This window comes from Anaerolineales bacterium, assembly GCA_019637755.1.
GTDB lineage: Bacteria > Chloroflexota > Anaerolineae > Anaerolineales > UBA11579 > JAMCZK01.
This window is the reverse complement of the sequence record JAHBVC010000001.1, coordinates 916401-935895: the sequence shown is the minus strand read 5'-3', so window position 1 is coordinate 935895 and position 19495 is coordinate 916401. Positions and strand designations below refer to the sequence as shown.

12 protein-coding genes are annotated in these 19495 nt (G+C 62.6%); 6 read left to right on the top strand and 6 right to left on the bottom strand.

The window, feature by feature from the left end; all coding sequences use genetic code 11:
• Positions 1–14 precede the first annotated feature (14 nt).
• From KF821_04615 to rpoC, 4 genes are all read left to right on the top strand, one after another.
• Positions 15–1676, top strand: a complete 1662-nt coding sequence (locus tag KF821_04615) for a glycosyltransferase family 39 protein (GenBank protein ID MBX3005096.1) — start codon at positions 15–17, stop codon at positions 1674–1676.
• Positions 1677–2381 (top strand): (d)CMP kinase, encoded by a 705-nt coding sequence (cmk, locus tag KF821_04610; protein ID MBX3005095.1) that lies wholly within the window; start codon positions 1677–1679, stop codon positions 2379–2381. It begins immediately after the preceding gene.
• The gene (locus KF821_04605; protein MBX3005094.1) at positions 2378–5596 is read left to right on the top strand and encodes a HAMP domain-containing protein; all 3219 of its coding nucleotides are present in this window, start codon (positions 2378–2380) and stop codon (positions 5594–5596) included. Before cmk ends, KF821_04605 begins: the two co-directional genes overlap by 4 nt.
• 308 nt (positions 5597–5904) lie before the next feature.
• Positions 5905–10242: a DNA-directed RNA polymerase subunit beta' gene (gene rpoC, locus KF821_04600; protein ID MBX3005093.1), complete on the top strand. Its 4338-nt coding sequence runs from the start codon at positions 5905–5907 to the stop codon at positions 10240–10242.
• Between the two features lie 399 nt (positions 10243–10641).
• Here rpoC and KF821_04595 read toward each other — a convergent pair whose 3' ends face one another.
• From KF821_04595 to KF821_04585, 3 genes are all read right to left on the bottom strand, one after another.
• Complete coding sequence (locus tag KF821_04595; protein ID MBX3005092.1) at positions 10642–11772, bottom strand: polysaccharide deacetylase family protein; 1131 nt, start codon at positions 11770–11772, stop codon at positions 10642–10644.
• A 133-nt stretch (positions 11773–11905) separates the two neighbouring features.
• A complete protein-coding gene (locus KF821_04590) occupies positions 11906–13003 on the bottom strand; it encodes a nuclear transport factor 2 family protein (protein ID MBX3005091.1) in 1098 nt (365 codons plus the stop codon).
• Between the two features lie 248 nt (positions 13004–13251).
• The gene (locus KF821_04585; GenBank protein MBX3005090.1) at positions 13252–13839 is read right to left on the bottom strand and encodes an HDIG domain-containing protein; all 588 of its coding nucleotides are present in this window, start codon (positions 13837–13839) and stop codon (positions 13252–13254) included.
• A 46-nt stretch (positions 13840–13885) separates the two neighbouring features.
• Here KF821_04585 and KF821_04580 point away from each other — a divergent pair, with 46 nt between their 5' ends.
• On the top strand, positions 13886–14752 hold the full coding sequence (locus KF821_04580; GenBank protein ID MBX3005089.1) for a TIM barrel protein: 867 nt from the start codon (positions 13886–13888) through the stop codon (positions 14750–14752).
• A complete protein-coding gene (locus KF821_04575) occupies positions 14749–15384 on the top strand; it encodes a uracil-DNA glycosylase family protein (protein ID MBX3005088.1) in 636 nt (211 codons plus the stop codon). The genes KF821_04580 and KF821_04575 overlap by 4 nt, the downstream gene beginning before the upstream one ends.
• Positions 15385–15584: 200 nt before the next feature.
• On the opposite strand, the gene KF821_04570 is transcribed toward KF821_04575, so the two are convergent.
• Genes KF821_04570 through KF821_04560 form a run of 3 tightly spaced genes read right to left on the bottom strand, consistent with a single transcriptional unit; the run spans position 15585 to position 19494 of the window.
• Positions 15585–16688: a peptidoglycan bridge formation glycyltransferase FemA/FemB family protein gene (locus KF821_04570; GenBank protein ID MBX3005087.1), complete on the bottom strand. Its 1104-nt coding sequence runs from the start codon at positions 16686–16688 to the stop codon at positions 15585–15587.
• Positions 16688–18589 carry a polysaccharide biosynthesis protein gene (locus tag KF821_04565; protein ID MBX3005086.1) on the bottom strand — a complete coding sequence of 634 codons (1902 nt, stop codon included), beginning with the start codon at positions 18587–18589 and terminating at the stop codon, positions 16688–16690. The genes KF821_04570 and KF821_04565 overlap by 1 nt, the downstream gene beginning before the upstream one ends.
• Positions 18586–19494, bottom strand: coding sequence for an NAD-dependent epimerase/dehydratase family protein (locus tag KF821_04560; protein ID MBX3005085.1), 909 nt, complete (start codon positions 19492–19494; stop codon positions 18586–18588). Before KF821_04560 ends, KF821_04565 begins: the two co-directional genes overlap by 4 nt.
• Between the last annotated feature and the right edge of the window lies 1 nt (position 19495).

Sequence of the window (19495 nt, the reverse complement as noted above, 5' to 3'; positions counted from 1 at the left end):
ATAATCTGCGGGATATGGCGCGCCGCCCCTCCTTAACCCTTGAAGTTGCAGCCTACGTATTGATCCTTGTTGTGGCCGCCTGGCTGCGCTTCGGGCAACTGGGCAGCCTGCCGCTAAATGACTTTGAGGCCCGCGCTGCCTTGCCTGCCTTTGAGTTGGCCCAGACGGGCACAACTACTTTGGGGGCGCAACCGGGCTATAGCCTGCTGACCGCACTGACCTTCTCCCTGAGCGGTAGCAATGAATGGTTGGCACGCTTATGGCCGGCCGTGCTGGGCCTGGCGCTGGTGGCGCTGCCCTACGCGTGGCGCAACCGGCTGGGGCGGCGTACCGCCTTGGTGCTGGCGCTGGGCTTGGCCTTGGATCCGGGCCTGGTGGCGTTGTCGCGGCTGGCCTCCGGTGCCATGTTGGCCTTGGCGGGGCTGCTGTTGGCGGCTAGCGCCTGGGCGGCCGGGCGGCACAGGTTGGCTGGCGCTTTTGTGGGGCTGGGCTTGCTGGCCGCGCCGGCGGCATATATTGGCGTGCTGGTTGCCCTGCTGGTGTGGGCCTTCTTCATCAGAAGTGCACTGCCTAAGGATGCTTTGGGGCCGGCCGCGCTGAGCTTGCTGGCGGTAATGCTGTTGGGCAGCAGTCTGTTCTTTCAGTTTCCCGGCGGCTTCGCCAGTGTGGCCGCGCCGCTGACCGAATTCGTGACGGGCTGGCTGCACCCCAGTGGCGTTGCCGCGGGGCGCGTGCTGTTCGCGTTAGTTGGCTACAGCGCCCCCACCTTGCTCTTGGGCATGTGGGGGGCGCTGCTCGCCTGGCGCCAGGGGCGGCGTGAGCTGCAGGCTGCCAGTTTGTTGGCGGCGGCCGCGCTGGCGTTGATCTTGCTTTACCCTGGCCGGCAGGTGGCCGATCTGATCTGGGTATTGGTGCCCTTGTGGCTACTGGCCGCCTCCGTGATCGCCAGTAGCTTGCAACTGCCTGCTAGCGAACCGCAGGCCGCCTGGGGCCATTTCGCCTTGATGGTGGTGCTGCTCAGTTTTTGGGTGCTCTCGTTGGCGCGCATTCCGCAACTGGCCACGCTGCCAGAGGCGGTGCGGCCGGCGCTGTTTATCGCCGCCGGCGTGGTGGTGCTAGCGGCGGTGGTGACCTTGCTGGTGGCGCTGGGCTGGTCTGCCCGCGCGGCGCGTGACGGCCTGGTGTGGAGCCTGGCCGTGTTTTGCATGCTGTTCGCGCTGGCGGGGGCCACGCGCTTTGGCAACCCCGCGGCCGGCCAGGGCGCCGAGCTTTGGTCGCCAGGGGCAGCGGCGGGCCAATTGGGCTTGCTGCGCGATAGCCTGGATGCACTCTCACTACGCGCCACGGGGCAACGCCAGGCGTTGAGCCTGGAGCTGGGTAGCCCCAGCCCGGCGCTGGCCTGGCTGGGCCGCCAATTCGCGCCGCCAGCGCAGCGCGAGGAGGCAGACTTGCTGCTCCTGCCGGCCGATGTGCAGGAACCGGCGCGCCAGCGCGCCTACCGCGGGCAGAGCTTTACCCTTTCCAGCTCCCCGGCCTGGCAGATGCTGCCTACGGATGTGATCGCGTGGTGGCTCTACCGCCAGACGCCGCAGCAGCAGGAAACCATCATTCTATGGGCGGCAGCCGATGTGCTGCCGCATGACGTGCTTACTACTTCCAGTGGAGACTTTCGCTAAATGTCCAAACCGCTCACCATCGCTATCGACGGCCCGGTCGCTTCCGGCAAATCCACCCTGGCAAAAAACCTGGCCGATGCGCTGGGTTATTTGTACTTTGACACCGGGGCGATGTATCGCGCCGTCACCCTGGCGGCGCTGAAGCGCGGCGTGACACTGGATGATCAGCCGGCGGTGGAAGCCTTGGCACACGCGGTGGAGATCGATCTGCGCCCGGCCAGCGTGGCGGACCAACGCCTCTACGATGTGCTGCTGGATGGCGAGGATTGCACCTGGCAACTGCGCCAGCCGGATGTAGAGGCGCACGTCTCGCAAGTCTCGGCGTATGCCGGGGTGCGTAGTGCGCTCACCGAACAGCAGCGCCGCATTGGTCTGCGCGGTGGCGTGGTGATGGCGGGGCGCGATATTGGCACGGTGGTGCTGCCGGAGGCGGACCCCAAGATCTTCCTCACCGCCTCGCAAGAGGAGCGTGCCCGCCGCCGTTTTGAAGAATTGCACGCGCGCGGGGACAGCACGCCCTATGCAGACGTGCTAGAGTCGCTCAAGCAGCGTGATGCCTATGACACCAGCCGCGCAGTGGCCCCGTTGCGGGCGGCGGCAGATGCGATCACCCTCGTATCGGATGGGATGCAAGCCAGCGAAGTATTAGAAGAAGCGCTGGCCCTGGTGCGCACACGGCAGGCAGAGCTGGCCAACGGGACGTGAGCTACACTTTTCTGCAATTTTTTCCCTTTCTGAGCATTTTGCCTCCGCTGGGCGGCCTGGGATGGCTGGCCTGGCTGGTGATGCTGGCCGCCGCCGTGGCGCTGGCTTGGCGCCTGGAGCGCCGTCAGGTCTTGTGGACGCGTACACAGCAGTTGCGCCTGCTGGCCCTGGTGCTGGCGGTACCGCTGACGATCCTGCTGCTGACTGTGCGCCTGGCCCCAGGGGCGGCGCTGCCTATCCCAGAGCTGGGCATGCCGGCGCGGGGCGCGCTGCTGGCGCCGTTGCTGGCGCTGCCCTGGATGCTGGCGCTGGTGTGGTTCGGGGCGCGCGCCGCGCTGCCGCTGGCAGCGCTGGGCGGCTTGCTGCTGGCTACTGCGGATACGCGCAGCCCATTTACCGCGTTGGAATTTGCCTTGCTGGCCGGCGCCTTCGCCTTTTTGCGCAGCCAACGCTACAGCACTACGCTGTTCGCCTGGCTGCGTAAGCCGTGGGTGGCGGCGGCGCTGCTCTCGCTGCTGTATCCGTTTATCTATTTGGCCAGTGCCTTCTTTTGGGTCTCGCCCAGTTGGTTAGTGAGCCTGGATTTTGCGCTCTCGCGCCTGGGCGGTGCCACACTGGCTGCAGGCGTGCCGCTGTGGCTGGGAGCGCTGCTGTTGCAGTTGGCTTTGGCGCGCTGGCCGCAATGGGAGCGGCCGAACACGCACAGTGCCCAGCCGGCGCCCAGCGAACGCAGCCTGGAAGCGCGTTTTCTGTTTGCCCTGGTGCCGCTGGCCCTGATCGCCTTTGTGGCTATGGGTGCGCTGACCTGGTGGGCGGCTGGGCGCAGCGCCCAGCAATTATTCGCCGATCGTATCGATAACAATGTACAGATTGCGGCCGGCGCGGTGCCCTTTGTATTGGAAACCGGCCAAAGTTTGATGCAACAACTGGCCGCGGATGGGCGCCTGGCAGATGCGCCGCCCGCGCAGGCGCTGGATGTGTTGCAGAGCCATCTGAGCAGCATTCCCTATTTTGAGCAACTGACCCTGCTGGATAGCGGCGGCAACGTGGTGGCGGGCACGCCACTGAGCGAATACAGCCGCTTGCAGCCCAGCCCGGCCGAGCTGGATGCGGTGGGGTTGGCGCTGCAAGGCGTGAACCTGCAACTGGTCAGCGCAGCGCCCAGCAGCGCCCAGCCTGATAGCGCGCAACTGGTCTTTGTGGCCGCGGTGCGCAACAGCAATCAGCAAGTGCGCAATGTATTGGTGGGGCGCACCGTGCTGGCCAGTAATCCCTTTGCGCGTCCGGTGGCGCAAAGCCTCGAGAGCATCAATGCTTTAGGGGCTCAGGCGTTCTTGTTGGATGGACAAGGCCAGATCGTCATGGCGCCGTTCAGTGCGGCATTGTTGCAGCCTTACCAAGTGAACGCTAATGCGCCCGCATACGAAGAAGTGGCCGTTGACGGCACGCGTATGTGGGTACGCTACCAGCCTGCGGCGGGTAGCAACTGGGCGGTGCTGGTGCGCTGGCCGCTGCGGCTTTCGCAGCAGCAGGCCCTGCGCGTAGCGCTGCCGATGCTGGGCGTGCTGCTGCTGCTGGCGGCGGTGGCGTATGCCACGCTGCGCAGCCGGCTGCGCAGCGTAAGCCAATCCTTGCAGACCCTGGCCGCCGAAACGCAGCGCATCGCTGCCGGCGATTTGCGCGCCCCGCTTTCGATCACGGGCAGCGATGAGATCGGCCGGCTGGGCTCCGCCTTTGAAGTCATGCGGCGCGCCGTGCTCTCGCGCGCCGAAGAATCGCAACGCTTGCTGGCGCTCAGCCACGGCCTCTCCTCGAGCCTCGAGGTGCGCAGCCATATCGAACCCTTGCTGGAGGCCGCGCTGGCGGCCGGGGCATCCTTGGCACGGCTGGTCTTTCTCAACGAGGGCGGCGGCAGTGGCGTTAGCTTTGGCCAGGGCGAAGGGCATGAGCGCTATGAAGCGCTGGATGCACAGATCCTGGCGCTTACCCGCGCTCAGGATCAAGTGCTCTTGAGCAACCCGGCACGGGCACGCTTGAAAGTGGAGAAGGGTACGCCCTATCCCGGCTCGGTGGCGGCCTTTGCCCTTAAAGATGGCCGCAAGCAACTGGGCGCCTTGTGGCTGGCCTACGATCAGCCGCAACGCTTTGAAGACAGCACGCGCCACTATCTGGAGAGCTTGGCTGCCCAGGCTTCGGCGGCGGCCAGCAATGCCGGCCAATACCTGCAGGCACGCCTGGGCCAGCAACGCCTGGAGGCGGTGCTGGCGGCGGACGGGCAGCCATTGCTGTTGCTGGATGCTGGCCAGCGGCTGGTGTTCGCCAACCCGGCGGCCAGCCGCGTACTGCGGCTGCGGGCCGGGCTGGCCGCGGGAACGGCGATGGAGCAGGCCATCACTCACCCGGAACTCCAGCGCTTTTTGCGCCTGGCCGGTGCCCGGCCGCAGAGCGCGCAGCTGCGCATTGAGCAAGCTGCTTATCACGCCGAGTTGAACCCGCTATGGGATGGCGCAGAGCTGCTGGGCTTTGTGTGCCGCTTGGAGGATGTCACCCGCAGCCAGCAGCAGAAGGCCGCCGAACGCGAGGTGCTGAGCACCGTGGGGCATGATCTGCAAGACCCGTTGCAAATGGTGGCTGGCTACCTCACCATGGTGCGCATGTTAGGCCCACTGAACGAGCAGCAAGAGGGCTATGTGCACAAGATCGAGGCCAGCGTGGAGCAGATCACGCGCCTGGCGGCCAGCCTGCTGGCTGTCGATCGCATCCAGGAAGCCGAAGGCTTGCGCGTGGAAGAATTTGCCCTGGCGGGCCTGCTGCAGGCGGCGGCGGGCGAAGTGGAGGCGCAAGCCCGCCAGAAGCAGATCGAGCTGGTGTTGGATCCGGTGGAGGGCCACGAACGCCTGCTGGGCGCCGACCGTACCCTGTTGCAGCGTGCCCTGGTGAACCTGCTCGACAATGCCATTCGCTTTAGTGCGCGCGGCCGCACAGTGCGCCTGGCAGCGAAGTACTCCACCAGCAAAGTGACCTTGAGCGTCAAGGATAGTGGGGTGGGTATTGCACCGGTAGATCTGCCGCTGATCTTTACACGCCGCGAGGGCCAACCTGCCTCCGGCCTTTCAATTGCCCATTCCATCGTCGAGCGCCATAAGGGCCGCGCCTGGGCCGAAAGTGAGCTCGGCCTGGGCAGCACCTTCTATATTGAATTGCCCTTAAGTTAGGTGTACAATGAATCGAGCGAGTTGCCAGGCGCTGGCGCTTGACTCTGCAAATCCCATTGGTATAATTCTTCACGATATAAAATCGAATACTGTGCTAGACGAGCAAGCGCTTTGAGAAATGTCTCTAAGCGCTTGCTTTGGTTTGTCTCTAAAATAGCACAATTGTTCGATTATTCAAACTAAACAGCAAAGCGAGTAGTGGTGTACCTGGCTGGGTCACAGGTCTAAATCCAGGGGGCGAGGAAGACGCCAGATACGCTGCCGCTACGCTTTTCGCCGTAATCAAACCGTTTTTGGAGGCCGCACATATGGAAACAAAGGGATTGCGTGCATTGCGCATTAGCTTGGCCTCGCCCGAGACCATTCGCAGTTGGTCCTATGGCGAAGTGCTCAAGCCGGAGACGATCAACTACCGCCGCTTGCGCCCGGAGAAGGATGGCCTCTTTGATGAAGCCATCTTTGGCCCCACGCGTGACTGGCAGTGTTACTGCGGCAAGTACAAGAACATCCGCTACAAAGGCATCATTTGTGACAAGTGTGGCGTAGAAGTTACCCGCTCCTCGGTGCGCCGTGAGCGCATGGGCCACATCTCGCTGGCCGCCCCGGTGGCGCATGTGTGGTACACGCGCCGCGTACCCTCTTACCTCGGCTTGCTGCTCGATATTTCGCGCCGCAACCTGGACCGCGTGCTGTACTTTGCGCAATATGTCGTCACCTATGTAGACGAAGACGCGCGCCAGAAGGCTTTGGCCCGCCTGGACGAAGAGATCAGCTCGGCAGAGAAAGAGCACGCCGCGCAGATCAACGCTCAGATCGCCGCTGCCAAGCAGCAACGCGACGAGAAACTGGGCAAGCTGGAAGAGCGTACCAAGGAAATCGAAGGCCGCTATGACGAAGAGCTGGCCGCCAAGATCGACCCGGTGATCAAAGAAGGCCAACGCGTCGAGACCAAGCTGCAAGAGCAGATGGGCACGGCGGTGAAGGCCGCCATCACCTTCAGCGCCATCAAGGGCAACTTGGTGAAGGCTGGTGAGGTGGTGGAGAACAAGCACCTCGCCCGCGTGCAGGAGATCGTCAAAGACTTCCTGGAAGACAACGAAAAGAAGATCGGCGAGAAGAAGCAAGCCGAACTGGAACGCATTGCAGTGGAGAAGGCCAGCATCAAGGCTGAATCCGAACTGGCGATGAACAACCTGCGTGACTCGCTGGATGAAAAAGTCTCCAGCAATGAGCACGAAGACCAGGTGCGCACCCGCGAAGAGCTGGAAGACCTGCGCCCGATGACCTTCATGGGCGAGAACCGCTACCGCGAGCTGCGCGCCCGCTACGGCCAGGTGTTCCGCGCCGACATGGGCGCCGAGGCCTTCTATGACATCCTCGAACGTCTCGACCTCGACCGCCTGAGCGAAGAACTCTGGAAGGAACTGCGCACCTCGCGCAGCAAGCAGCGCCGCCGCAAGGCCACCAACCGCCTGCGCGTGGTGGAGGCCTTCCGCCGCTCGAGCAACCGCCCGGAGTGGATGATCCTCACCGTATTGCCGGTCATCCCGCCCGACCTGCGCCCGATGGTGCAGTTGGACGGTGGCCGCTTTGCGACCTCTGACCTGAATGACCTGTATCGCCGCGTGATCAACCGCAACAACCGCCTCAAGCGTCTGCTCGAGCTGGGTGCGCCGGACGTGATCGTGCGCAACGAGAAGCGCATGCTGCAGGAAGCGGTCGACTCGCTGATCGATAACTCGCAGCGCGGCAAGGCGCTCTCGCGCCGTGGCCGCCGCGAACTAAAATCCCTGAGCGATCTGCTCAAGGGCAAGAAGGGCCGCTTCCGCCGCAACCTGTTGGGTAAGCGTGTGGATTACTCCGGCCGTTCCGTGATCGTGGTTGGCCCGCAGCTCAAGCTGTACCAGTGCGGTCTGCCCAAGAGCATGGCGCTGGAGCTGTACAAGCCCTTCGTCATCTCGCGTTTGGTGAGCGCCAACTACGCTGCTAACGTCAAGGGCGCCAAGCGCATCATTGACCGCAATCGCCCCGAAGTGTACGAAGTGCTCGAGGAGGTCATCAAAGACCGCCCCGTACTGCTCAACCGTGCGCCAACCCTGCACCGCCTCGGCATCCAGGCTTTCGAGCCGATCCTGATCGAAGGTAGCGCCATCCAACTGCACCCGCTGGTGACCACCGCCTTCAACGCGGACTTTGACGGTGACCAGATGGCCGTGCACGTACCGCTTTCACAGAAAGCGGTGTGGGAAGCGCGCGAACTGATGCTCTCCACCAAAAACTTGCTCAAGCCCGCCGACGGCGAGCCGATCATTGGCCCCTCCAAGGACATGGTCTTGGGCGTGTACTACCTCAGCATGCAGCCCAAGCCGCTGCCCGGCAAGCAACAGCCGCGCGTGTTTGGCGATATGGACGAAGTGTTGATGGTCTACCAGCTCGGCCAGTTGGACGTGCATTCGCCGATCCGCCTGCGCGCCGAGACCTGGTATGGCGAGGACAACAAGCGCTTGCCGGCGGCCGAGACGCGCTTCCTGGATACCACGGTTGGCCGCGTGTTGCTCAACCTGGAATTGGAGCCTGAGATCCGCTTTGTCAACAAAGTGATTGACAAGGGGGGGATCAAGGACCTGATCGCTGAGCTGCTCGAAGTGACCGGTGACGAAAAGCGCACCACCGATGTGGCTGACCGGGTGAAGGACATTGGCTTCCGCTATGCCACGCGCTCGGGTACCACCATCGCCATTTCTGACATCACCATCCCCGATGAGAAAGAGGGCATCGTGGCGGCGGCGATGGAGCGCGAGCAGGCCGTGGAGGAAGACTTCCGCCGTGGCTTGCTGACCGAGCAAGAGCAGAACGAACGAGTGATTGAGATCTGGCAGGAAACCACCAATACGGTGGCGAGCGCCGTGCGCAAGAGCATGGACGAGAACGGCAACCTGGCCACCATGGCCAACTCCGGCGCCACCAAGGGTGGCTTCAGCTCCATCTCGCAGTTGGCCGGTATGCGCGGCATGATGGCTGACCCTTCGGGGCGCATTATCCCGCTGCCGATCCGTTCCAACTTCCGCGAGGGCTTGACCACGCTGGAATACTTCATCTCCACCCACGGTTCGCGCAAGGGTCTGGCGGATACCGCGCTGCGTACGGCGGATGCCGGTTACCTCACCCGCCGTCTGGTGGATGTGGCGCAGGACGTCATCACCACCATCGAAGACTGTGGCACCGACGAAGGCATCTGGATGCGCTCGGCGGATGACGTCGCTGACCAATCGCTGGCCAGCCGCATCTTTGGCCGCGTGGCCGCCCACAACATCGCTGACCCGAACACCGGCGAGGTGCTGGTGGAGAAGGGCCAACTGCTCGACCATGACCAGACCCGCAAGGTGGCTGCTTCTGGCGTGCAGGATGTGTACGTCTACTCGCCGATGACCTGTGAAGCAGAGCAGGGCATCTGTGTCAAATGCTACGGGATGGATATGGGCCGCGGCCGTGAAGTGGCGCTGGGCGCCGCCATCGGTATCGTGGCGGCCCAATCCATCGGTGAGCCCGGTACGCAGTTGACGCTGCGTACCTTCCACACCGGTGGTGTCGCCGCCGAGTCGGACATCACCACGGGTCTGCCGCGCGTGGAGGAGCTCTTCGAAGCCCGCCGCCAACCCAAGGGTGAAGCTGTGGTGGCCGAACTGAGCGGCACGGTGGAAGTGGCGCAATCGGAGCGCTTTAGCGATCTGCGCGTCATCCGCATTCTGCATGCGGAGATGGTGCATGACGAATACGAGCTGCCCAAGGGCTACCGCATTGCGGTAGAGGATGGCAGCAAGGTGGAAGCGGGCGATGTGATCGCCTCGCTGAAGGAAGCCGAGTTGAAGGCCGAGAACGGTGGCAAAGTGCGCGTTGAGGATCGCAAGATCTTCGTTTCCTACGAGCACAAAGACTCGATCGAGTATGAAGTGCCCAACACCACGCGCATGTTGATCCCCAACGGCGCCAAGGTGGAAGCTGGCCAGGCGTTGACCGAAGGTTCGCTCAACCCGCATTCGATCCTGCGCATTCAGGGCCGTGAAGCCTGCTACATGTACTTGCTCACCGAAGTGCAGCAGGTATATCGTTCGCAAGGCCAGAACATTCACGATAAACACTTTGAAGTCATCATCCGCAAGATGATGTCCAAGGTGCAGGTCACCCGCCCGGGTGACACCGGCATGCTGCCGGGCGACTACGTCAGCCGCCTGGAGCTGCGCCACAAGAATGAGGCGCTGCTGGCTGAAGGCAAAGAGCCGGCCAAGTTTGTGGACGTGTTGCTGGGCATCACCAAGGCCTCGCTGAGCACGGACTCGTTCCTTTCGGCGGCTTCGTTCCAGCACACCATCAAGGTGTTGGCGGGCGCGGCCATCGGTGGGCAGGAAGATCCGCTGACGGGCCTGAAGGAGAACGTCATCCTCGGCAAGCTGATCCCGGCGGGCACTGGCCACGAGGCCAACGCTCACCTGCTGCCACAGCCTGAGCCGCGCAAAGAAGAATTTGCCGCGGTGGTGGCCCCGGTGGGTGAGATGGGCATCGCTGGCGATGGCTTTGGCCTGGGCGACGGGCTGACCGCATCGCCGGAGGCTCCGGCTGACCCGCTGCCCCCGAGCAGCGAAGAGTAACCAAGCATCAAAAAACGGCCTGCACATTGTGCAGGCCGTTTTTTTTATGCTGTCGGTTTGACCTAAAGGATTCCTCGCTCACGTTGTTCGCTCGGAATGACGATATGTGTGAGCTGTCATTCCGAACGAGGCCGCAGGCTGAGGAGAAATCCTTTAGGCTGCAGCGTTTAGGCTGCGAAGAATCTTTATGAATGGGTAGATGGGTGGTGCGTGTTTTGACCTAAGGGATTCCTCGCTCACGTTGTTCGTTCGGAATGACGATATGTGTGAGCTGTCATTCCGAACGAGGCCGCAGGCCGAGGAGGAATCCTTTAGGCCACAGCCTAAAGCGTACTTTAATGAACTAGAGGTTTTATCTGCGTGTATCCGCGTTTCTCTGCGGCAAAAAAAGCCGTTCACTCAATCATCAAGCACAGCATCCAGCGGCGGCAGCTCCCCGCCACAGTTTTGCGCAAACCATGCCGCCTCCGCGGCATAATTTTCACGCGCAAACTGCCGGGCAGCGTCGCCGCTGTCGGCGGCTTGCTGCAGGTTGAATACCGCGGCCGAATCCCAGTAGCGTGGCAGGGTCAGCAGCGGGTGGCCGGCGGCCAGCTCTTGCTCGCCCTGCGGGATCCAGTTGAACAGCACGGGGCCGCGTGAGTAGATCGTGAACCCCAGGCGGTAGCCGAGCTCGCTGGCCATCGCCACACCCTCGGGCGTGAAATTGCCGCCAGCCCACACGTGCGTGATCGGGCGTTGGCCGAAGTGCTCTACCAGGATGGGGATGTTGTCGCCCAACTCGCTGCGTAGGAAATCGGCGCTCAGGCCCGGGGTGATCGGAATGTGATTCAGCCCGTGGGACTGAATATCAAACACCCCGGTGGCGTTAAGGCGCTCCATCCATTCCCAAAGGCTTTCACCACTGTGCTCGCCCGGGCGGATATCCGTATCGCCAATGATCCAGGCCAGCGTAGTACCCCAGCCATACTGCTCATGCAGGGGCAGGAAGTATTCCTGGGCGGTGCCGGGGCGGCGATCATCCAGAATGAGTAACATGCTGCGCGCCGGGATGGCGGCGTTGCTTTCCAGGAAGGCGAGCAGTTGCTGGCTGGTGATGGTTTCAAAGCCCAGTTGGCGCGCCTTATCTACGATCTGGTAGAAAGTCACTTGGTTAATGTCTTGCGCCAGGCTGGGAGTGGCATCGCCGCGCAAAATGCTGTGATACATCAGCGCCGCAACCACCGTGCCGGGCTGGCTGTTGGCTGGGTTCCACCGTGCGGCCAAATACTGGCATTGATCGGCAATGTAGCTCACCGGCTGCACTCCGCTCAGCAGGCTACTGCTGCTGAAGCTGGCGGGCGGCGGGGCGGGCGTAGGCGTGATCGTGGGCGTGTGGGTGGCCTGCGGCGTGGGGCTGCTGGACGGGGTCAGGCTGGCCGCCGCGGTGGCGCTGGCAGCTTGGGTGGCCTGCGCCGCCGGGCCGCTGGGCAGCGTACAGGCCGCCAGCAGGCCGGCAGCCAGCGCGAGGGCAAACGTGCGGGTACTCACCCCTAAATAGTAATTGGTAAGACGCGAAGTGAATAGTGAGCAGCAATCGGGAAATCTCTACTCACCAATCCTGATATTCCCGTACCGATTACCGGGGCAACTAGCTACTGCTCACCAATCACTGCTCACGCGCTTACTTCACCGTGAAATACGTGTAATGATAGGTGATCTTGTCATTTTGAATGGCCAGCGAATCTTTACCATCCAGCACGCGGCCCTTGTTCGAGGTTGCCGTCCAGGTCAGGATGCGCAGGTTCTTCTGGGTGGTGCTGCCGGTGATCTCAAAGCGCGCCCCGGGCAAAGTGTCGCGCAGCAGCGCGTTGTACCAACGTAAGATGCCTTCGCTGCCCTGCACGGTACGTTTGGCGTTGACATGCACCCCGGCCGTGCCGTATAGCGCGGCAACCTTTACCGGGTCTTGCGAATTGAGCGCATCCAGGAAACGGATACTGATATCCGGCGTGGGCGCTGGGCCAGTGGGCCAGGGGTAGTCTTTCACCGCGTCCCACACGCCGGAGATGCGCCGGGCGTAATACCATTCCCAGAAGTTGGCGCCGCTGAGCCCGTTGTCTTTGCAGGCCTGCATGAAATCGGTGATCTGCCCGGGCGTCGGGTTCCAACTGCCATCCGGGTAGGCGGAACCGGTGGGCAGGATCGGGCGCCACACGCTGAGCGCCTGGTGCTCGCGGACCGAGCGCAGCAGTTGCGCCGCCGGGTTGCTGGCCTGGATCCAGTACACCTGCGGCATATTGATGTCGCTATATTCCAGGAAGGTTTCGAAGGGTAGCGGGCGGTGCAGCGTGGGGTAGCGATAGCTGCTGAAGCCGATGGGCGTGTTGGGCAGGCCGGCGCGCAGCGCTTGCATGTACTGGCGGGCGGGTGTTTCCATGCCCTTCTGCTTGAACTCCACCTCGGCGTTGACCACGAAACCATCCAGGCTGAACTGTTTGACGCGTTGGATCGCCATGGCCGCCTCGGCGGCCGGGTTGGTGCCGTAGATGTATTGCCAGCCCCACGGCTGGATGCCGCGAGCGCGCAATGCTGAAACTACCCCGGGCACATGGTCGAAGCCCGTGTTATCCACGTTGTATTTGTAGTTGCGGTCGGCCACCTTAATGAGTACATGGCTAAGCCCGGCTTGTTGGGCCAACTCAGCGATCTTTTGCGGATCGCCACCTTCCACCCGGCTGATGATCCAAAGGTACATCCCTTTTCCGCTAAGAATGCTCATTTCGTCACCTGCTTCCCGCGAGTGTATGCAAGGCTATTCAAGTAGACCGCACGGCGAATGGGCCTGCCGTGGCCATACCCAAATCTGGAATCAATAGTGTGTGCGTTTTGCCGCATCATCTCCCCCTCAGGTTTGCAAGTACTGTGCCAACTCTGCCCTTATGGGCGTGGGTATAGATACCAAAAAGCCCGCACCTGCGGGCTTTTTGGGTCTTTGCGTCAAGCCAGTGGATGGCGGGGAAGTTGGCCTCAGCCCTCGCCACCAGCGGCCTCGGGGTTGCCCACCAGGCCCAGCTCAGCGGCATTGGCCTGCATGGCGGCCAATACGTTGCCGGCATGCTCCCACAGCTCGATACCCAGCTCACGCGCGCCGTCTTCCATCTCTTCGCGGTTGGCTCCGGCGGCAAAGGCGCGGTCCTTCCATTTGTTCTTGATGGACTTGACTTTGACATCCAGAATGGAGCGCGAGGGGCGCACCAGCGCCACGGCGGTGATCAGGCCGGTGAGCTCATCACAGGCATACAGCGCCTTTTGCATCAGCGTGGTGCGTGGGATGTTGCTGTGGTTGGCGTGGCTGAGCACGGCTTGCACGATCTCCTCGGGCACGCCGCGTTCACGCAGGATCGGCGCACCGGCCTGCGGGTGCTGCTCCAGGGTGGGGTGGATCTCCCAGTCGAAGTCGTGCAGCAACCCGGCCACGCCCCACAGCTCAGCATCCTCGCCGTACATGGCGGCGTAGTGGCGCATGGCGGTTTCCACGCTGAGCATGTGGCGCACCAGCCCCTCGTTCTTTACATGTTCGTGCACAATCGCAAGTGCTTCGTCTCGAGTGGTCATTGGTCTGCCTTTCAATTTACTGGATTCATTCTATTACAATTTAGGTATGGCCTTTCGATTTGGAACTGTAGGGTCGCCGATCTCGGCGCCCAAGAAACCCGGCGGCAGCGTGGGCGCCGTGCAGCATATCCGCACGCTTGGGTTGGGCGCCCTGGAGTTGGGCTGGGTGCAGTCTGTGCGCGTCAGCGAGGAGACCTGCGCCGCCATTCGCCAGCAAGCCAAGCAATCAGACGTGCTGCTCAGCGTGCATGCGCCGTATTACATCAACTTGAACGCCACGTTTGAAGAGTGGCCCAATGCTCGCCGCCGTCTGATGGATGCGGCGCACTATGGCAACCTGGCCGGCGCTACCGAGATCATTTTCCATCCCGGCAGCTGCAGCGGCAAGCCGCCTGAGGAGGCGATGAAGCTGGCCAAAGCGCGCCTGCAAGATTGCGTGGCCGAGCTGCGCCGCAACCGCAACCCGGTAACCTTGCGCCCGGAGACGATGGGCAAAGGCGGCCAACTGGGCACGCTGGAAGAGAATCTGGAGATGGCCAAGGACATTCCCGGCGTGTTGCCGTGCATCGACTTTGCTCATTTGCACGCCCGCGCCGGCGATGGCAGCATGAATAGCTACGATGAGTGGATGGTGGCGTTGGGCAAGTACCGCGACGCATTGGGTGCTGAAGCGCTCAAAAACCTGAGCTGCCACCTCTCTGGCATTGCCTACACGGAGAAGGGTGAAAAGAATCATCTCACCATCGCCGAATCCGATTTCAAGCTTGAGGAACTGTTCCGCGCCCTCAAGGATATGGATTGTGGCGGGCGCATCCTGAGTGAAAGCCCGATCCTCGAAGAAGACGCGCTGCTCTACCAACGTACCTGGCAAGCGCTGGGCGGTGAAGTAATCACGGGCGAGCCAGCCGCTTGAAACTGGCCGAACGCCAGGCGCGCTTTGAGCAGCTTCAGCTTGCCATGCGCGCCTGCCGCCTATGTTTGCAGGCGGGCTACTACATCGAGCCGCCAGCGGTGACGCATGGCAGCGTAAAGGCACGCATCATGACCGTAGGCCAGGCACCCGGCGTGACCGAAGTAGTGGCCAAGCGGCCCTTCAATGCCAGTAGCGGCAAACGCCTGTTTCAGTGGCTGGGCGAGGCGGGCATCGACGAAGCCTGGTTCCGCCGCACCCAGTACATGACCTCGGTCACCAAGTGCTTCCCCGGCAAGAACAAATCCGGCGGCGGCGACCGTGCCCCTTCGCTCACCGAACAGCAAATGTGCCGCCCGTTTCTTGATGAGGAACTGGCGTTGGTGCGCCCCAAGCTCATCATCCCCATCGGCAAGATGGCCATCGAGACCTTTTACGGCCGCGGCATCGTGCTGGAGCAGGTCATCGGTACCCAGATGGAGTTGGATGGCGTGTGGTACGTGCCCCTGCCGCATCCTTCCGGCGCCAGCCGCTGGCACCAGATCGCCGAGAACCGCGAGCGTATTCAACAAGCGATTGGCTTGATCGCGGCACAGTATCGCAGGTTGTTTCCTAAAGTCAATAGCCGCAGATGAACGCGGATACACGCAGATGATGTCATTGCGAGCGCAGCGAAGCAGCCCCAAGCTAAACTGCATACTGACATGGGGATTGCTTCGTCGGCGCAGCAAAGCTGCGCACTCCTCGCAATGACGAAGTACAGCGCTCGATACAACCGCCCGACTAAAAGACCAATAGACGATTTCGATTAACTGATTAATGACTTTAAAAAAGACTACTGCTCTGAGCGCACTTGCGCCTGCGTCTGGCGGCGGCCACGCCAGCGCATGGCTGCGATCAGGCGCGGCAACACTTGCGTGTACATACTGTACACGGCGGGCTGCATCGGCAGATCCCAGGCGCCGATGTGGCGTGCTTCGTAGGCGCCTAGGCTGAGCTTGAAGCGGTACACGCCCCACATCGCGTCGGCCTCGTTGAACTCATCCGGCGCGCCCCACAGGTCATACACCTTGCAGCCGGCCTCGCGGCTGGCGCGGATAGCTTCCCATTGCAATAGATAGTTGGGCATGGTTTCGCGGTGCAGCGCACGCGACATGCCGTAGATGTACCAGGATTGCTCGCCGTAGATGAACAGCATCAGCCCGGCCACCACTTCGCCTTCCACCTCGGCCAGCAGGGGAACCAGCAGGCCGGCGTTGTAGAACTTATCCCACACGGCGCGGTAGTACTCTTCGCTGCGGATGACAAAGCCATCGCGCACCGAGGTCTCGGCGTACATTTTGTAGAAGGTGGCAAAGTCGGCCGGGGTGCCGCGGCGCACCGTGACGCCCTTTTTCTGTGAGAGACGCAAGTTATAGCGGCCCTTTTGTTTCATGGCCGCCAAGATGTCTTCTTCGCTCTTGTCGATGTCGATCAACATCGTATTGGGCATCTGCACTTGCTCGTTGGAATAGCGCCAGCCCGCCGATTTCAGCTCGGCTACAAAATCTGCTGCGGCGGGCACCACGCGCTCATCCTCAGCGCCGGGCAGGCCATACCCGTAGGCTAAATCCGGATCAATCTTGATGAAGAAGGCGCCCAGCTCCTTGGCGGTCTCGCGCAAGCCAGCCAGCACGCGGGCACGCAAGGCGGCATCGTTCCAGTCGGCCAACAGCGGCCCCTTAGGCACATACAGCATGCACAGCTCTTTGCCAATCAGCGGCAAGCGCACGCTGCGCTGCAGGATCTGGGCCGCGGCAACTAGCTTGCCATCTTGCTCCCAGGTCTTGTAATGCGCCGTCCAGCCAAAAGGCTCTTTGGCGCGCGCCCACTGCCCGGTCTGCAACAGATGCGGGCGCGGCAATTGGGAGATGAGGGCGTTCCAGGTTGCTGTATCCATTACGAGAGCGAGGTGAAGGCTGGCGGCGGCGCCTGGCCCACTTCGGAGCCGGGCAGCAGCTCGCCGAGCAGCTGTAGGATACCAGAGCTGTCGTTGGCCTCGGCCATGGCCAGCAGCTGGCTGAGTGCGGCGTGCAACTGCTCGCGGCTAGGCGCCTGTGGCTCCTGCACGCGGCGAATGTCAGGGTGGGTGGTGGCCGAGTACTCGGCGCCAGCTTCCCACAACTGCTCGCTGAGCTTCTCGCCCGGGCGCAGGCCGCTGAATTCGATTTGAATGTCCTCGCCGGGGGTCAGGCCGGAAAGGCGAATAAGGTCTTCGGCCAGATCCACAATGCGCACCGGCTGGCCCATGTCCAACATGTACAGCTCGCCTTGGCCTTCAAAGGCGGCCGCCTGCAACACCAGGTGCACTGCCTCCGGAATGGTCATGAAATAGCGCTCCATCTCCGGATGGGTGATGGTGAGCGGGCCGCCCTGGGCGATCTGGTGCTTGAACAGCGGCACTACACTGCCGCGGCTGCCGAGCACATTGCCAAAGCGCACCACGGAGTAGTTGCGCCCCAGACTACGCGCCGCGTCCAGCACGGCCCATTCGGCCACGCGTTTGGTAGCGCCCATTACGCTGCTGGGGCGCACGGCCTTGTCGGTAGAGATCATCACCAGACGCTGCACCCCTGCGGCACCCGCAGCCTGCACGACGTTGAGCGTGCCTTGCACGTTATTCGCCACGGCTTCGGCGATATTGGCTTCCATCAGCGGCACGTGCTTGTGCGCAGCGGCGTGGAAGACGATGTCTGGCTTGTAAGTCTGTAGCGCGGCGGTGATGCGCCCCGCGTCACGCACATCCGCAATGACAGGAATAATCTCAAGCTGCGGATACTCGTTGTGCAGCTCAAGCAGGATTTCAAAGATGCTGTTCTCGCCATGACCCAGCAGCACGAGCATGGCGGGCTCCCAGCGCGCGATCTGGCGGCCGAGCTCACTGGCGATGGAGCCGCCCGCGCCGGTAATGAGCACGCGCTTGCCGCGTAGGCTGTCACCTACACGTGCCCGATCGATCTGGGCGGGCTGGCGGCGCAGCAAATCGGTAATGTCTACTTCGCGCAACCGGCTGACGCTGACCTTGCCGCCAATCAGCTCGTACAGGCCGGGCATGGTGCGGTAGGGCACTCCGGCTTGGCGGCTGAGATCGGCCGCCTGGCGCAGCACGCTGCCCGGCGCACTGGGGATGGCCATAATGATTTCTTCCGCATGCAAAGCAGCGGCCTGGGCCGGCAGGTCTTTCAGCGTGCCTACCACGGGAATGTCATGCAGGCGTTGGCCCTGCTTATCCGGGTCGTCATCCAAGAAGGCCAGCGGGTTGAGGCCGAGCTGCTGGTTCTTTTGCAATTCACGCGCCACCAGCGCGCCCGCATCGCCGGCGCCGAGGATGATGGCGCGGCGCAGCTTGACGCCACTGGCCTGCTCGATCACCTTGCGGTTCTCAGCCAGCAAGCGCAAGCCAAAGCGCAAGCCGCCCACCGCGGCCAGCGAGAGCAGCCAGTCAATCGCCACCAACGAGCGCGCAAAGTTGGTGAAGGCGCCCAGCCAATCCAGCAGGAAGATGATGGGCGTGAAGATCAGTGAAGCAATGGTTACTGCACGCACGATGAGCTTCATCTCAGCCATGGAGGCGTACGCCCACACGCGCTCATACAGGCCGCTGCGTTTGTAAATGACAGGCTTGATGACCAGCGCTACCACCAGCATCCAAAAGAAGGTGGGCAAATAGTCCAGAATGAGTTGTTCGGGCGTCAGACGCAGGATGAAGGCCCCCAGCACGCTGGCAGCCACCAAGACCATGTCTGCAAACAGCAGGCGGTTAGCACCCAGACGCAGGTTGGTGCGCAGCCAGGCGCTCATGCCGCCTCCACGATCTGGCGCAAGCCCTCGGCCAGCGGCGTCTCGGCGCGGAAGCCCAATGCGGCGTGGGCCGCCTGCGGGTCACCCAGGCTGCGCGGCACATCGCCAAGGCGCGGGGCGGCGTGGCTGGCGTGCGGGGCATTGGGGAACAGCGGATACAACGCCGCCAGCAGGTCCAGCAGCGTAGTCTCTTGCCCGGTGCACACGTTGTATACGCCGCCCGCGTTGGCCTCGGCGGCCAGCAGGTTAGCGCGCACCACATCGCCCACGAAGATGAAATCACGCCCTTGCGTGCCGTCACCGAACACGGTCGGCGCTTGGCCCGCCGCCAAGGCGGCGATGAACTTGGGCACCGCGGCAGCATAGGCCGAGTTGGGCGACTGCCCAGGGCCAAACACGTTGAAATAGCGCAACGCCGTCACTGGCAAACCATAGGTCAGCGTATACAGCTGGGCTAGGGTTTCATTGAAGTATTTAGAAGCCGCATAAGGAGACAGGCACTTGGCCGGGGCATCCTCGGCCAGTGGCAAGGCCTGGCTGTCACCGTAGACCGCGGCACTGGAGGCCAGCACTATGCCGCGGCAGCCTGCCTTATGGGCGGCGGCCAGGACGGCGATTGTGCCGTCTACATTGCTGGCCCAGCAGGCGCTTGGGTTCTCTATTGATTCAGGCACGGAGATAAAGGCCGCCTCATGAAAGACAAACTCCACATCGGCAACGGCCTTGGCCGCCGCGGCGGGGTCTTGTACTTTGCCTTCGATGAGCTCTACATCTGTGGGGATGTTGCTGCGGGTGCTGCTGGAGAAATTATCCAGCACGCGCACGCTGTCGCCGCGCTGCAACAACGCCTTGACGAGATGCGAGCCAATGAAGCCCGCTCCGCCGGTAACCAGTACCTTGGCCACG